Origin of the sequence: Arthrobacter sp. HMWF013, assembly GCF_003061105.1 — a bacterium.
In the GTDB taxonomy this organism is placed as follows: Bacteria; Actinomycetota; Actinomycetes; order Actinomycetales; family Micrococcaceae; genus Arthrobacter.
Map to the genome: position 1 here is coordinate 1 of NZ_QAIQ01000572.1, position 13,860 is coordinate 13,860.

General features: G+C 63.2%; 14 protein-coding genes. 6 read left to right on the forward strand and 8 right to left on the reverse strand.

Annotated features, from left to right (window positions below):
- The 7 genes from DBR22_RS19505 to DBR22_RS19535 all read right to left on the reverse strand — a co-directional run.
- The coding region (locus DBR22_RS19505) for a methyltransferase domain-containing protein (protein ID WP_146187584.1) at positions 1 to 469 on the reverse strand (469 nt) is incomplete at its 3' end.
- Positions 470 to 482: 13 nt separating this feature from the next.
- Entirely contained in the window at positions 483 to 1,661 is a 1,179-nt protein-coding gene (locus DBR22_RS19510; RefSeq protein ID WP_108600365.1) for a type III polyketide synthase, read from the reverse strand.
- Between the two features lie 175 nt (positions 1,662 to 1,836).
- A complete protein-coding gene (locus DBR22_RS24000) occupies positions 1,837 to 2,799 on the reverse strand; it encodes a hypothetical protein (protein ID WP_181365256.1) in 963 nt (320 codons plus the stop codon).
- 500 nt (positions 2,800 to 3,299) lie between these two features.
- A complete protein-coding gene (locus DBR22_RS19520) occupies positions 3,300 to 3,521 on the reverse strand; it encodes a hypothetical protein (RefSeq protein WP_069696870.1) in 222 nt (73 codons plus the stop codon).
- A gap of 113 nt (positions 3,522 to 3,634) precedes the next feature.
- Entirely contained in the window at positions 3,635 to 4,798 is a 1,164-nt protein-coding gene (locus tag DBR22_RS19525) for a Fis family transcriptional regulator (RefSeq protein ID WP_258229316.1), read from the reverse strand.
- 295 nt (positions 4,799 to 5,093) lie between these two features.
- Positions 5,094 to 5,447, reverse strand: coding sequence for a helix-turn-helix domain-containing protein (locus DBR22_RS19530; protein WP_014923526.1), 354 nt, complete (start codon positions 5,445 to 5,447; stop codon positions 5,094 to 5,096).
- Positions 5,440 to 6,570, reverse strand: a complete 1,131-nt coding sequence (locus DBR22_RS19535) for a tyrosine-type recombinase/integrase (protein WP_108600367.1) — start codon at positions 6,568 to 6,570, stop codon at positions 5,440 to 5,442. Before DBR22_RS19535 ends, DBR22_RS19530 begins: the two co-directional genes overlap by 8 nt.
- 475 nt (positions 6,571 to 7,045) lie before the next feature.
- Between DBR22_RS19535 and DBR22_RS19540 the strand changes: the two genes are divergently transcribed.
- The 3 genes from DBR22_RS19540 (at position 7,046) to DBR22_RS19550 (ending at position 10,015) form a co-directional block, all read left to right on the forward strand.
- The gene (locus DBR22_RS19540; protein ID WP_108600368.1) at positions 7,046 to 8,143 is read left to right on the forward strand and encodes a tyrosine-type recombinase/integrase; all 1,098 of its coding nucleotides are present in this window, start codon (positions 7,046 to 7,048) and stop codon (positions 8,141 to 8,143) included.
- Between the two features lie 5 nt (positions 8,144 to 8,148).
- Positions 8,149 to 8,481: a helix-turn-helix domain-containing protein gene (locus tag DBR22_RS19545; RefSeq protein ID WP_108600369.1), complete on the forward strand. Its 333-nt coding sequence runs from the start codon at positions 8,149 to 8,151 to the stop codon at positions 8,479 to 8,481.
- A 181-nt stretch (positions 8,482 to 8,662) separates the two neighbouring features.
- On the forward strand, positions 8,663 to 10,015 hold the full coding sequence (locus tag DBR22_RS19550; protein ID WP_258229317.1) for a hypothetical protein: 1,353 nt from the start codon (positions 8,663 to 8,665) through the stop codon (positions 10,013 to 10,015).
- A 411-nt stretch (positions 10,016 to 10,426) separates the two neighbouring features.
- Here the strand turns inward: DBR22_RS19550 and DBR22_RS19560 are convergent, their stop codons facing one another.
- Positions 10,427 to 10,951, reverse strand: a complete 525-nt coding sequence (locus DBR22_RS19560; RefSeq protein ID WP_108600371.1) for a putative glycolipid-binding domain-containing protein — start codon at positions 10,949 to 10,951, stop codon at positions 10,427 to 10,429.
- Positions 10,952 to 11,083: 132 nt separating this feature from the next.
- Between DBR22_RS19560 and DBR22_RS19565 the strand changes: the two genes are divergently transcribed.
- The 3 genes from DBR22_RS19565 to DBR22_RS19575 form a co-directional block, all read left to right on the forward strand.
- Positions 11,084 to 11,545 carry a GyrI-like domain-containing protein gene (locus DBR22_RS19565; protein ID WP_258229318.1) on the forward strand — a complete coding sequence of 154 codons (462 nt, stop codon included), beginning with the start codon at positions 11,084 to 11,086 and terminating at the stop codon, positions 11,543 to 11,545.
- On the forward strand, positions 11,530 to 12,984 hold the full coding sequence (locus DBR22_RS19570; RefSeq protein WP_258229319.1) for a DUF5129 domain-containing protein: 1,455 nt from the start codon (positions 11,530 to 11,532) through the stop codon (positions 12,982 to 12,984). The genes DBR22_RS19565 and DBR22_RS19570 overlap by 16 nt, the downstream gene beginning before the upstream one ends.
- Before the next feature lie 87 nt (positions 12,985 to 13,071).
- Positions 13,072 to 13,860: universal stress protein (locus tag DBR22_RS19575; protein WP_308810241.1), on the forward strand; the 789-nt coding region annotated here is incomplete at its 3' end.

Below are 13,860 nucleotides of genomic sequence, written 5' to 3' on the forward strand. Positions count from 1 at the left end.
GGCACAGCCGGCTGGCCAGATTCTGCGAGTCGGCGAGAAATGCCGCCAGTTGCGCCGGCTGCAGGTGGTGAAGGACGTGGTTGGAGATCACCACGTCATAGCTGCGTCCTTCCCGGACAAGATCGGCGCTGGCCGCCTGCCGGAAGTTCACCGACTGGGTTTTCGTCCGGGACGCGTGGTCGCAGGCCCGCCCATCCGGATCGATGCCGGTGATCTCCACTTCAAGGTTGTCCCGGGCAGACCAGCCGGCAAGCAGCCGGGCGATGTCCCCGCCGCCGCAGCCGATGTCCAGAACGGTGGTGACATGATCCGGTGACAAAAGGGGGCGCAGTTCCCGGACGTAGAGCAGGCGCCAGCCGGAAAAGAGACGGTTTACCAGGCCGAACTGCCGGTAGGTCCGGTCCAGCCTCACGGGATCACAGTCCGGCCGGTCCATCATTTCGATGGCGTCAACAGCGCGGTGCCGCATCAGGAGCACGGGATCAGGCCAGCGACGCCGTGGCTGCCGCTCCCAGGATCTGCGGAGCGCCCGCCGACCGCAGCTTGGTAAACAGGCCCGTCTCCACAGTGAGCCCGGGGCCGAAGGCCATGGAGCAGATCCGTTCGTCGCCCTCCGACGCGGGCTGCTCCAGAATATGCCGAAGGACAAAGAGAACCGTGGCGCTGCTCATATTGCCGTAGTCCCGCAGGGTATCCCGCGCCGGAACGAGTTGCTGGTCCGTGAGTTCAAGCCGGGTCTGGACCTTATCCAGGATGCTCCGGCCACCGGGATGAATGGCCCAATGCCGGATGTCCCGGTAGGGGAGCCCGCTCAGCGACGGGTCCCGGTCCAGCAGTGGTTTGAGGGCGCCGATGATGTGGTCATCGATGATGTGGGGGACGTAGTTGCCCAGTACCATTTCGAAGCCGTGGTCGCCGATGTTCCATGCCATGGATTCTTCGCCCACCGGCGTCAGGACTGTTTCGAAGTGGTCCAGCTGCATCAGGGCAGGTGCCTCCGGATCGTCCCGGGATGTCACGATGGCGGCTGCGGCTCCGTCCCCGAACAGTGCCGAGCCCATGATGGTGTCCGGATCGTTCGACGTCCTGACATGCAGGGAACACAACTCGGCGCACACCACCAGGACAACGGCGTCGGGATCGGCCTCGCAGAACGATTTGGCGGCCCGCAGCGCCGGGAATGCTGCATAACAGCCCATGAACCCCAGGTGATAACGCTGGACGGCCGGATCCAGCCCCAGCGCCCGCACGATCTTGTAGTCGGGACCAGGGTTGAAGAAGCCAGTGCAGGAGACCGTAATGACGTGGGTTATGTCAAGCAACGTCAGGTCCGGGCAGGCGTCAAGGGCAGCCCGGGCGGCGTCGATGAAGAGTTTGGTGGCCTCGCGGGCAAAGATCCCGTTGCGCACCTGCGTGGTGGGGTTCAGCAGCAGACCGGTGGCCGGATCGAAGAACTGGGGATCATCCGAGCGGAAATCCATGGTCATTTCTTCGACCGCCGTATGGCGGGTCCCGATGGCGGCTGAATCAAAGCAGGTGTTGACCAGCCGCGAGCCCAGTCTGGTCAGGCCCGGCTGGGCGGCAAAAACATCACGGGCTTCCGCCTGGACCAGCACCGTGGGCGGAACAGCGGTTTCGAGTGAACGCAGATAGACCGTCATTGGTTCATTCTTGGCGAGCGTCCGGGATTAGACAATGGCAGGGCCGCCCGGGCAGGCGGATGCCCAGCCTTGGTGGGCGGTTCGATCCGGTTGCCGGACACGGGAGCGGGGCCGGCGGATATGCACCGGCCCCGCAATAGCCTCTGGTCTGTATCCAGCGGCTATTCGTTTCCGGCTACTGCTTCACGAGAGCGCTGCCGTAGCCGGCATCGCATTTGCCGTCGTGGATCACGCCGGCCCCTGACGCCACCACGTAGTTGCTTGCCGGGTTGAAGACGGCGGTGTGGACGTCCGTGACCTTGCTGGCGCAGTCGTCGGCCCCGGCGGAGCTCATGCTCTGCCCGCCGATCCACATGTCGATCCAGATGCTGGAGTTGGTGCCGTGCACGTTGGTGCCCTGGTGGCACGGGCCGTTTTCGGGATCGTTGCCGTCGCCGCAGGTGTCTTCGACGATGAAGTAGCGGCGGACGTCCGGCAGATAAATCCTTGTGCCGGCCGGGAAGTCGAGCACATCCTGGCCGGTGGCGAGGGAGTGCCCTACGGCGATGGTGATCGGGTCCGCATACGTGCCGGTGCCCCCGGCGGTCTGGTGCAGGACCGGGTGGCTGATGGCAACCGAACCGGCCGGGGTGTTGTCGTGCCAGGTATATGCCGTGGTGTAGGCGGTGTTGACGATCCGCTCGGAGGAGGACGCCGGCTGGACGGGTGCGGGCGCCGGCTTCGGAGCAGGAGGAACGACGGCGGCCGCGGCGGCTGGTGCGGGAATCGCCGCAGGTACCGGGCCCGCAGCCTTCGCCTCGGCGGCTGCCTTCTGGGCTGCTGCTTTCTCGGCTGCCGCTTTCTCAGTTGTGGCTTTCTCAGCGGCGGCGGCCGCTTCTGCGGCGGCTTTTTCGGCCGTGGCGGCTGCGGCGGCTTTTTCGGCCGTGGCGGCTGCTGCGGCTTTTGCCGCCTTCTCGGCAGCGGCGCGCTGTGAGGCGCCGACCTCGCCGGACTTATCAGTTCCGCTGGCCTCAATCCCGGCGCCGGCCGGTACGGAAGACTTATCGAGTGAGTTGGGGGCGCCGGTTACAGCGCCACACGCCGAGGTGGCGAGCAGGACCGAGAGCATGCCGACGGCCAGCAGATTATTTCTGCGCATGGAAAATAAAGCCTCTTCATGGGTGCGAAAACGGGCGGTCTCACAGGGATAAGTCACGCCCGGATCCTGGTCTGCCGAATGCAAGGCGCTGCCGCCTGGGACTTACCACACACAGAAGAATTGAGGAGACCTTGTGATGCGCGTGCGCCAACCAGTGACCTAAACGTTACCTTCTCGGTTGTCGAAGAAGCCAATCGTCGGCGCGGCGCTTTCCCTCGGGCGTTTGGGTTACATTTGGGACACGGCGCGCCCGCGAGGCAAACCTCGCCGCCATTTCCCGTGAAGGAAGCCCTGCATTTCCCGCGTCCGATGTGAGATCGGGACAACCCTTGGATGCCGCTTTCAGCCCTTATGATGGACTGGCAGCGAGACGTGTTGATGTGGGACCAGTCGGCGCGATTGTGTTTGATAGGCGGCCTTCAGTTGCGGGGTGACGCGGATCCTTCCGATGCCGCCACCGAAGTCTGTGGAATTTGGGCTGTGCGTGTAGCTTCCGCTCTTCACATCCGCTTTTGGAAGTATCTGGCCAGGGGCGGCACCGCAACCACGGCGGTGACTGCCGCTCCAGCTGTCATGTATAAAATCTCTGCTTCTGGAAAAATCGCCCGGAGAATAAATGTCACGACAAGGCCAGCGACTAAGCCAGCAATACAGAGAAGAATCAGCTTTCGAAAGCCTCGTTCGTCCGCCATGTCGACCTCTCTGGTCACCTTGCTGTTCACCTTGGTAAGGAGACTCTCAGCGCGAGTTCAGCGTAGTGGCCCCATCCTACGCGGGCGAGTCTGAGTTCGCCCTCACTATCTTCACCAACCCTGGGTGCTGTCACGGTTGCTTTCTATCTCGAGATGGCTGATTTCAAAGCAGAGACGTATTGCGCATAGTTGGCTGACGAGTCGATGGCGTGGCGATCGATTGTAGCCGCGGAGTAGCCAAGTGCTTCGGCGATGATGGCAACGGGGGCGAGTTTGGTGAGTTCGTGAAGTGTTCCGAGCCTGGCTGCCCGACTACTGAAGGCCGTGCTGAGTCGTTGAGTGAGGGTTGAGGCTTGGATGTGCTGGCCGGGTGAGCCGCCTCGGAATACCCACTTGCTGTTGGGGTGCGCTGCTGTCTGGTGATGGGTTGGCGTGGCCGTGAGGTCTCGCCAGGGCTCATCGAGCGGTGGTGTAAGTGCGATTTCGACGGTTCCGAGGGTGATGGTGACGAGTTCCTCTGTCACTGTGACGTTGTCCCAGGTTAGTTGGACGATGTCGGAGACCTGCTGGCCGAAGACCAGGATGAGGATGGCTGCCGCGCGGTCTCTCGGGTTCATGTCAGTCGTGTGGCTGAGGTTGGCAACGATCTCGGTTTGAGCGGCCGCGTCGAGGCGCGGACTGGTGCCGCGGCGGTGAGGCTGCAGTTTCAGGGAAGGGTCGATGAGGTTGGTCCTGATTGCCCAGTCGAGAAAGCGTGAAGCGATACCACGTGTTGTGGGGCCTTCTGCCTGCCATCGGTCCAAGTGCGCCTGGTTCACTTCGGCGAGTTCGTTGCCCTGTTCGCTGAGCCAGTTCTGCAGTTCGATGGCGACGGTGACTGCCTGTTTGGCCTGCAGGAACGTTCCTCGGGTGACCTCGTCCATCTGGGTCATGCGGCGCAGGTGGTGCCAGCGAATGTATCGGCGGGTGATGTCGCGGTGGGCCGGACTGGTGATCCGGTCGAGGGCCTGCTCGGCCCAGTCGCTGAACCTTGCGCTGAGTTCATCGCGTCGCGGCAGCGCATTGTGTTCGACAAGTAGTCCGCGGACGTATTCGCGGGTGCGCGATGCCGGTAGTTCGTCGAGGCGGGCATGGGTGATCACAGGCTCGGTGGCGAGTTGTTGGAGGAACTCGGTGACGTGTGGCTGCTGGATCCAGGTGAGACCGCTGTTGGCGCGTTTCATGGACTTCAGCGCGGTGGCGACTGCCCGGAGCTCGGGGGAGGGCGGCTGGTTGTCCGGCGGGCTGAGGATCCGGTTGACGGTCATGGCAAGGATGCATGACCAGCATCGATTGCCTGAGTGGAGCTCGTCTTCTTTGCCGCACGCGATGCAGTCGACGTTGAGGCGGACGCCCGAGCACTTCCGGCAGGCCGACAGGGTGCCGACGCGACCGGGCAAGACCCCTTCGTGGCCGCAGGCGCAGACTCCGCGGGTTCTTTTGGCTTGCTGGTAGCAGTAGCCGCAGATTCCGCCGTCGGGCCAACGGACCGCGATTTTGTGGTGTTCTGCGCAGCGGGCGCAGGCTTCCGGCCATTTCGCAGGGTCGCCGGCTTTCCGGGGCCTAGTCATCTTCGTCCGGCGGCAGCACCCGGATCCGGCGGGCAATCGGCGCCCCGGGAGTGATGCCCAGGTCTTCTGGCCTCTTCGGGGCGTTGGCGGTCTTAGCGGCGCGCATCTGCACGTAGGGCTCGAAGAGGTCGTTCGGCGTGCATTCGAGGATGTCACAGAGTGCTGCGAAGGTCTGTGCGGGAATGCGTTCGGGTGTTCCGGTGACCAGGCGGTGGACTTGGGCGTTGGAGAGGTTGATGCCCCGGGCTTTGAGCAGGGGGAGCAGCTCGGTGGTCTTCCAGAGGTTGCGTTGGGCCATCAGTTGCCGGAGGTTCCAGCGGTAGCCGATCCGTCGCTGTTCAGCCATGGCTGTTCCCCTCGCCATCGCCGCTGCGTAGTCGCTGGGCGATCATTTTCTGGATGGTCTTCTGTTTGAAGTCCGCCGACACGGAAGTATAGAGGGCCGTGGTGGAGGAGTAGCTGTGCCCGACCTGCTGCTGGATAAACAGAGGGTCGTAGCCGGCTTCGATCAGATGCGTCACGTACGAGTGCCTCAGCGTGTGAAGGGTCAGTTCTTCCGGGAGCCCCGCGATTTTCCTTACCCGCTGGAATGAACGGTCGAAGTTGCGGTGAACAGTCGAGCCGGAGCGCTCCGATGGCCACAGGCTGGCGGACCTGTCCGCGGTAGGGAATCTTTTGCGGCCGTCAGGGGAGAGCCAGTACTCAAGGAGTCCCACCACCCAATCGAACTCCGGGACGGTGAGCACGGTCCGGCGGCGGGGCCCTGAACCCTTGGTGCCCTTTGCCCAGCGCACCTGGAGCGCTCCGAAGCGGCCGAACTGTTCAACGTGCGGGTTGGGGCCGAAATCGACGTACTCAAGCATCACCAGTTCACGCCGACGCAGCCCGTAGGCATAGGCGACCTTGAACGCCGTCGAGTCCCTCAGCGCCGGCAGCCAGCGCTTTGAACCCTTGGCGAACTCGGTGTCGACCAGGTCGTCCGCGGCGTCAAAGAACGACTGCAGTTCGGTCCGTGTGAACGCCCGGCGGCGTGCCGGCACAGCATCATCGGTCGTGTGCCGGGGTGAGTTCCACTCGAAGACCACCTGTACCGGGATGTCGGAAAAGACCCGTTCGCAGAATGACGCCCAGCCATAGCGCCCGTCCGTCAGATAGGAACAGAACGCCCTGATGGCCCCGGAATTGGCCCTCAGGGTTGATAGCGCCAAGCCCTTCTCGGAGCTTCGCCGGTCAGCCAGGAACTCGTCCAAGTGATGCGCCGACCACGTCCACGGATACTCATTCGCGTGCTCCTGGAACCGCTGGATCGTTCCGCACGAGCTCTTGATGTACGACGTCGACAGGCCACGCGCCAGCATCTGAGCACGCCAGCCATCCAACATCGCCTCGAAAACACGATCCTCGGCACGCAGCAACCCGACATTCACATCGGTCAGAAAGGCCGGAATCCGCCCAGGTTCGATACTCACAGACCAAACTGTACGCGAAAATCTCTCATCTAATGAGCGATTACGCCGCTAGCCCGCGCCATCACGCGAAGCCACTCGTTCATGCCCATCGGCTTCGGGGCCTCACTGCATTCGTCTGACCTGCATGAACACCAAAAAGCAATGTAGGACGAGTCCTCTCATCTACTTCTACTCGTCCCACTCTAACGCCGATAATCTACATTATGTAAAGTTGAACCGTGATTATTGCATCCGATGCACGATCTCTCCTCCTCCGCCCGTTGCCACCCGGCGTCGTGTCACTTGAAGCAGAAAAGTGCCCGTGACCTGCGGAAACACTGTGGATGTGGTCGGCCGAGGCTACTCGCAAGTCCACCACGCAGCCGTCAAGAGCTGGTGTGCATCAGGCTGGAATGGCCATCAGATCCACGGATTTGCGCGGGTTCTGCATTAATTGCATGATTCTTGCATCCAATGCAATGTATCAGGAGGGTTCGTGGCGGTCGATTCAGCGGGACGGGTGCTCGACTTCGGCGCTGTGCGTTTCCTTCACCCGGAGGACCACGTGTTCACCCAGATGCTCACGGGCTGGCGCAACCAGCAGTTGAGCCGCAACTTGGCGTTTGGCACCATTGAGGGCCGAGAACGGCTGGTGACGCGGTTCCAGGAGTCCACGAACGAGTATCCGTGGCAGTGGACGCCGGCCCATGTGGATGAGTTCTTCGGGGATCTTCGCAGCGTGAAGCATGCCGCGCAGTCCACCATCCGGAGCTACCAGGCAGCGCTGAGGGCGTTCTGCGCCTACGCAGCGTCGCCTGAGTATGGCTGGGACCGGGTCTGCGAACAGTACTTCGGAACGCACCCTTCGCAAGTCTGCTTTGACTGGAACACCGCGGTCCATGCCCAGGCGACAGAGTCAGCTCCTGTCCGGCGCCCGTTCACCAGGCAGGAGCTGCAGGCCTTCTTTGACCGGGCCGACGACGAGGTGGACCGGATCGCGACCCTGGGTCGCAAGGGCTGGCTGCCGGCCTACCGCGACGCCGTCCTCTTCAAGGTGGCCTACAGCTGGGGCCTGCGACGCAATGAGGTCAGGCACCTCCAGACCGTGGATTTTGCCCGAAACCCGCACGCCCGGGAGTTCGGCAAGTACGGGGTGCTGCAGGTCCGCTACGGCAAGGCCATGAAAGGGTCTCCCCCGAAACGCCGCAGCGTCCTAACGGTGTTTGACTGGTCGGCGGAGATCGTCGCCGACTGGCTGGAACGCGGCCACCGGCACATGACTGACGGGGTGGACCTATTCCCCTCCGAGCGCGGAACCCTGGTTTCCGAGACGGCGCTGAACCGCAGGTTCAACCGCTACTGCGAAGACCTGGACCTATCCCCCGGTCTGGACATCCACTCCCTGCGCCGCTCCTACGTCACCCACCTGATCGAGGCCGGCATGGACCCTCTGTTTGTTCAGCACCAGGCCGGGCACGAACATGCATCGACTACGGCCCTCTACACGTCCGTTTCCAGCGACTACCGCGTCAAAACACTGCGCCGCGCCCTGGACTCGACCATCAGGGACGCCCTGGCCGGAATGGAAGACTGAACCTCATGAAACGAGAGATCGACTACCGGTGGCGGCTCGCCGAACTTATGGCTGCCCGCGGACTGCACAACAGCACCGACCTGAGCCCGCTGCTCAAGGAACGCGGCATCGAACTCTCTGCCTCCCAGGTCTATCGGCTGGTCACCCAGCGCCCGGAACGTGTCTCGCTCATGATGATCGCCGCGCTCTGCGACATCTTCTCCTGCGGACCCGAGGACCTCGTCACCGTCACGGCAACAGACGCCAAGGTCCGCAAGGTCGCCTCCGACGCCAACGTCGTTGACCTGAACAAGGCCATCCGGCCAAAACGTGCCCGCGTGATCCGCGATGACGGCTGAGATCACCCCGCGGCTTGCCGTCCGCGGCCGACCCCGCACCGCAGGAGACTTCACCTGCGACAGATGCTCACGGACAGCCGGCAGGCACCGCGCCCGTTGGCCTGAAGGTAGGATCTGCGGGACCTGCTTCACGATCGCCATGCGCACGCAGGGGCCCTGCCCTGGCTGCGGAATAGAGCGCATGCTTCCCGGGCGGTCTGCTGCCCACTGCGATCAACCGGTCTGTGTCGATTGCGCAGGTATCACCCAGGACTACCACTGCTCACGCTGCGGCTCGGAAACCGAGCACTACCGCCAGAACACGTGCGCCCGTTGCTCGCTTCGGGACGACCTCACCGTCCTGTTGCGCGTCGACGATGCTTTGGGATCGGAAGCGACGGCGACGAAACTGCTTGGGGCGCTCTGCGGAGCCCAGCGCCCCGAAAGCATCCTCACCTGGCTCCGCAAAACCGGCGTCCGCGACCTGCTCCAACGACTTGCCACCGGCGAGATCCCGCTCAGCCACGAGGCACTGGATGAGGAACCAAACAGCCTGCGGGTGGAACACATGCGCAGCCTGCTAACCCACCACAAGCTACTCCCGAACAGAGACCACTACCTCGCTCTCTTTCAACGGTGGCTCACCAGCAAGCTCGGGGACGTTGACGACGCCGACATCCAACGGCCCGTCGAGTCTTTCGCCCGGTGGCACCACCTGCGACGCATCAGGAGCCTATCTACCGACGGGAAACCCACCCGCGGCCCCGTCCACAGCGCGAAGCAGGAAATCACCGAAACCATCAAATTCCTCACCTGGCTCAAACTCGCCCACGGACGGACCGTCGCGTCCTGCGTCCAGGCCGACGTCGACACCTGGCTGGCCGACGGCCCGACCACCAGGCACGCCATCAGAACCTTCTTCGTCTGGGCGGTCAAGAACCGGACCTGCACCAACATCACCATCGGATTCCGGCAGGCCAAGACCGTGCCACTGCTCACCCAGGGTCAGCGGCTCGCCATGCTCAAAGCCTGCCTCACCAACAACATCGACACCCTGCACTGCCGGGTCGCCGCCACTCTCCTGCTGCTCTACGCCCAGCCAGTCGTGAAGATCGCCGCGATGAAAAGCACCGACGTGATCCTCACGCCTGATGGCCCGCGTCTGTCACTCGCGGAAGGAGATCCAGCGCCCGTGCCCGAACCGTTCGCCTCACTGCTCACAGCACACCTAGCCGCACGCCCCAACATGCGGACCGGCAGCAGCTCGGGCAGCGAATGGCTGTTTCCCGGATACCGGCCCGGGCAACACATCCACCCAAACACCCTCATGGAACGTCTCAGGGAAATCGGAATCGAACTCCTAGGTGCACGCAACGCATCCCTCCGCGCCCTCGTCACAGAAGTGCCCGCGCCACTCGTGGCCGAAATGCTCGGCTACAGCTACCAAGTCACCCAAAAACACGCCGCAGCCGCCGCCGAACCGTGGTCCCGGTACGCGAAGGCCGAGATGCGATCCACCCAGCAGGTTCTTCCCGGACGAGCTACCGGCTTGTAGTCTCAGCACACAACCAGTCGGCGTCCTACTGCCTGAGGAGATGAAGTGATCCTTCCAAAAAGAGGCGAAATCTGGACTTACAAGGAACGAGCTAAGTTCTTCGCTCTCGCCGGCTCGACGCCGCTCATTGTCTTCTTGGTTATCGGAATTGCGCTAGGCATCTGGCCCATAATTCTGGTTTCAGTAATCGGGTTGCTGGGAGCATGGATGATCTGGCTTGGCGCCCAACGGAAGTTCCGCGACGAGCCCTAGAAGCCCTCACAGCGAGCGACCGAGGACCTTAACGATGCCCTCGCATGGGCAACTCAAAAGCACTGGAATAGTTGGAAAACGAATATGCACCGTTACCAGTAAAGGTGAAATGCCCCCTCCCGCCCGGACATCTTCACTCACACCGTCGCCAGAGTTCGTCTATCTGCCACTTCGAGCAAAGAGCCCCGGATAGGTGACCACGAGTCCATGTTCATCAACGGTCAGCACCCGCCGGAAGTCGGAGTTCCGCGACTCATAGAGATACTCATGTTTGGCTAGACGGGTGTAACGCTGGGGGTCGGTTACCACCGTGAGTTCGTGCACCGCGACATATGCGGAAGTGATGTCGGCACTCTCACCGATATCCAATGCAAGCCGCCGGATCGGCAGCGTATTGCTCAGCGGTGAGACGGCGATGTCCACTTCACGGGCTGCCTCAAGATCGTGCCGCTCGCGGCCGTCCACTGTCCACACCATGCCGTCAAATTGGATGCGAACCGATCTGGACCCAAGCACCAGGGACAACGATCGGAACTGCCAATGATCGTCAGCAACCAGTGCGTAGCGGCACTCTCCGAAAGCCGCGTGGACGGCACTCTCAACCTGAATGCCGTACTCGGATTCGCTTACACAGCAAGTCTCCGTGCTGTCAGATTCGAGACCATCCCAGCTGAGCACCATCATAAATCCATGATGTCGAGCAGGTGGACCAGTGTCACTCCTTAGGGGACCCGGTGCCGCACGGAATGCCCGCTCCAATGACCTTTGGCCCTGTCCAAAGCCCCTCCCCCGGCAGACTCTGTCACTATGAAGCCCATGAGTCCCGAACCGGCATTGGTCCGGTGCGCTGAGCAGCCCACCGCCGTCGTGCGCGAACGCGTCGCCATGGACGCACTGCCTGAGTTCTTCGGGCGCGTGTACGCCACGGTGGCCGCAGAGGCAGCCAGGCAAGACGTCCAGTTGGCCGGTCCGCCCTTCGCGCTCTACCGCGGGATCCCGACGGAAACGGTCGACGTCGAAGCAGGCTTTCCGATCAATGGCACCTTCGCGGACACCGGGACAGTCGTTGGCGGCACCCTGCCCGGGACCGAGGCCTACGAGATGGTGCATACAGGAACTTACGACACCCTCGAGCAGACCTATGCGGCAGTCCAGGAACGGATGAAGGCAGCGGGTAAGACGCCGTCGGAAATGATGTGGGAATACTATCTGAATGGCCCCTCGGACGAGCCCGATCCGCAGAAGTGGCAGACCCGGGTCGTATGGCCGGTGACCTGATGCTCAAGATCCTCAGGCTGCTGCTCGTGGTGTTCGCCATGCTTGTTGGCGGGGCCGCGGCAGCCTTCGCCGTCACTCCAGTGGACGTCGTGGTGGAAGACCGGGCCGGGATCCTTGACCGCAATACGCTGGTCCCGGCTATCAACGCGATCGAGTTCTACTCCCCCACCAAAGTTGCCGTCTACACCTACAACGGCAGCGCCGCGGACAACCTCAATGAGGAGGTCCTCAGGTTTGCCCGCACGAAGCATCCGGAGTGGATCAGCGCTGACGGGCAGAAGTGGGCCGACGGGCTCTACATCTTCGCTCTGGACCCGGTGGGCCGGCACGTGGGCACCTATATGGGTGAAGACCGCAAGGTTTCCCTGGAACAACGCGATGACATCCAGAACGCCACCAAGGAACTCCTGCGGGATGCCCAATGGACGGACGGAACCATCGCCGGGGTCCGGCGCGGTGCCGAACTGATCAACCAGCCCTGGTACCGTTCAGCGGCCTTCGTGATCACTGCGTGGGTAACCGGAGCGCTGGCCGCACTGGGGGCGGGCGCGTGGCTCATAGTGAGGGCCGTGACAAGGGCCGGCAGCCGGAAGGAGGTGGAACGCGGAGACCGGAGCTACGCCAGCGTAAGCACTGACCTGGACGTCACGGAGCTGAACGCCCGTACCATTCCCGAGGACTCCCGCTACGGCAGCAGCGTCCTGGAGAAGCACCGGACGTTCCTCAACCGGTACAACGCCGCCACCGGACTGTCGAACCGCGTGCATGCCCTCTCCCCCAGGGCCCTGAGCCGCAGATCCAGCCTCAAACTTGCCCGCGAGTATGCCGACGCGGCCGCGGAACTCGATGCCCTCGACGACGTCATCTCCGACAGCAATGCACTGCTGAACCGGGGCAGCACCTGGCCCACAGCCTGGGACCGGCAACTGGCGCCGTTCCGAAACGACCTGGCGGGACTGGAACAGCTGTTGAGCAAACGCAACGGGCAAGGCGACTCAGCCACCGCCGCAGCCCTTCGGTCCTTCCGCGACCAGAGCATCCGCGACATCGAGCACTGGACCGCCCAGCTTGCTGACGGGAAAATCACCCCCGAAACGGCACTGGACCGCCTCCGGGATGCCCGGACCCACCTGTCCACACTCCTGAAGAGCCACGCAGAGACCGTCATCGAGGGTTTTGCCAAATCCGAGCGGGAAACCAAACTCATGCGCAAAGAGATGCAGGAGGCGCAGGAGGGCCTGGACCACCGCCGCCGGACCTACGAACCAAGCATTCTTGGAACGGTCTACCCGTCGTACTACTTCTTCTCAGTTCCGGTCTTCAATTCAGGCTTCAACACCGGCGTCGGGAGCGTCAACGCAGCCCGCGGCGGCGGCACCACGGGCTATGGCAGCAGCGGCGGGAGCTTCTCCGGTTCAGGCAGCTCCTCCAGTTTCTAGCCGGCCTTGGGTGACCTTTGGCCCTACAGGTCCTGACCGCCGCACCGCAGGCTGGAAGCCCAGCCAACAGAGAGGCCAGCCGTGTTAATGTCCAAACCGATCGCCGTCGCCACGAACGATTCCGAGCAAAGCCAGGCGGCGGTGACCTGGGCGGCACAGCGCGCAGCCAGCGCCGGCCTGCCCCTGATCATCCTGCACGTCGTTGACATCCGCTGGGTTGCCGAGCCGATCCCCTGGACCGGCGTGCTGCTGGAGAAGGGCGAAGAGCTCCTGGAGACCGCCGCAGGGCGGGTCCGGGGCACCGTGCCGATCGATATCACCACCAAGGTCCTTGAAGGCAGCGTTGCCGGGGCGCTGGGCAAGTATTCGGGCAAAGTGGCCATGCTGGTGGTGGGGTCCGGCGGCACCCATCTGGGCGGCTCGCTGACTGACCGGGCGCTTCAGGTGGCCGCCGCCGCCAAGTGTCCCGTCGCCGTCGTCGGCATGCATGACCTGCAGGGACGCAGCGGAGTGCTGGTAGGCGTTGACGGCTCGGAGGAATCAACGCAGGCAGTCGCCTTTGCCGCGGCTGAGGCAGACCGGCACGGGCAGGAACTGACCGTGCTGTACGCCTTCAGCGGCCCCAACCGCTGGGTCAGGTCAGGCCTTCCCACCAGCAGCCTTGCCGAACTGATTGTTGAAGAGGAACAGATTGTCCTTTCCGAAGCGGTCTCCGGCCTCCGGGAGGATTACCCGGACCTGGTGGTGCACAAGGTCCTGGAAACCGAGAAGGAGCCCGCCCAGGCACTCGTTGATGCGGCGGCCCATGCTCAGCTGCTGGTGGTGGGCAGCCGCATCAACGAGTGCCTGGGCGGGCTCCTTCTCGGTTTCCAGGAC

Excerpts from the sequence above, each read along its gene's own strand:
- DBR22_RS19510 (WP_108600365.1), bottom strand. The coding sequence starts at position 1,661 with ATGACGGTCTATCTGCGTTCACTCGAAACCGCTGTTCCGCCCACGGTG.
- DBR22_RS24000 (WP_181365256.1), bottom strand. The coding sequence starts at position 2,799 with ATGCGCAGAAATAATCTGCTGGCCGTCGGCATGCTCTCGGTCCTGCTC.
- DBR22_RS19525 (WP_258229316.1), bottom strand. The coding sequence starts at position 4,798 with ATGACCGTCAACCGGATCCTCAGCCCGCCGGACAACCAGCCGCCCTCC.
- DBR22_RS19530 (WP_014923526.1), bottom strand. The coding sequence starts at position 5,447 with ATGGCTGAACAGCGACGGATCGGCTACCGCTGGAACCTCCGGCAACTG.
- DBR22_RS19545 (WP_108600369.1), top strand. The coding sequence starts at position 8,149 with ATGAAACGAGAGATCGACTACCGGTGGCGGCTCGCCGAACTTATGGCT.
- DBR22_RS19550 (WP_258229317.1), top strand. The coding sequence starts at position 8,663 with ATGCTTCCCGGGCGGTCTGCTGCCCACTGCGATCAACCGGTCTGTGTC.
- DBR22_RS19560 (WP_108600371.1), bottom strand. The coding sequence starts at position 10,951 with ATGATGGTGCTCAGCTGGGATGGTCTCGAATCTGACAGCACGGAGACT.
- DBR22_RS19565 (WP_258229318.1), top strand. The coding sequence starts at position 11,084 with ATGAGTCCCGAACCGGCATTGGTCCGGTGCGCTGAGCAGCCCACCGCC.
- DBR22_RS19570 (WP_258229319.1), top strand. The coding sequence starts at position 11,530 with ATGGCCGGTGACCTGATGCTCAAGATCCTCAGGCTGCTGCTCGTGGTG.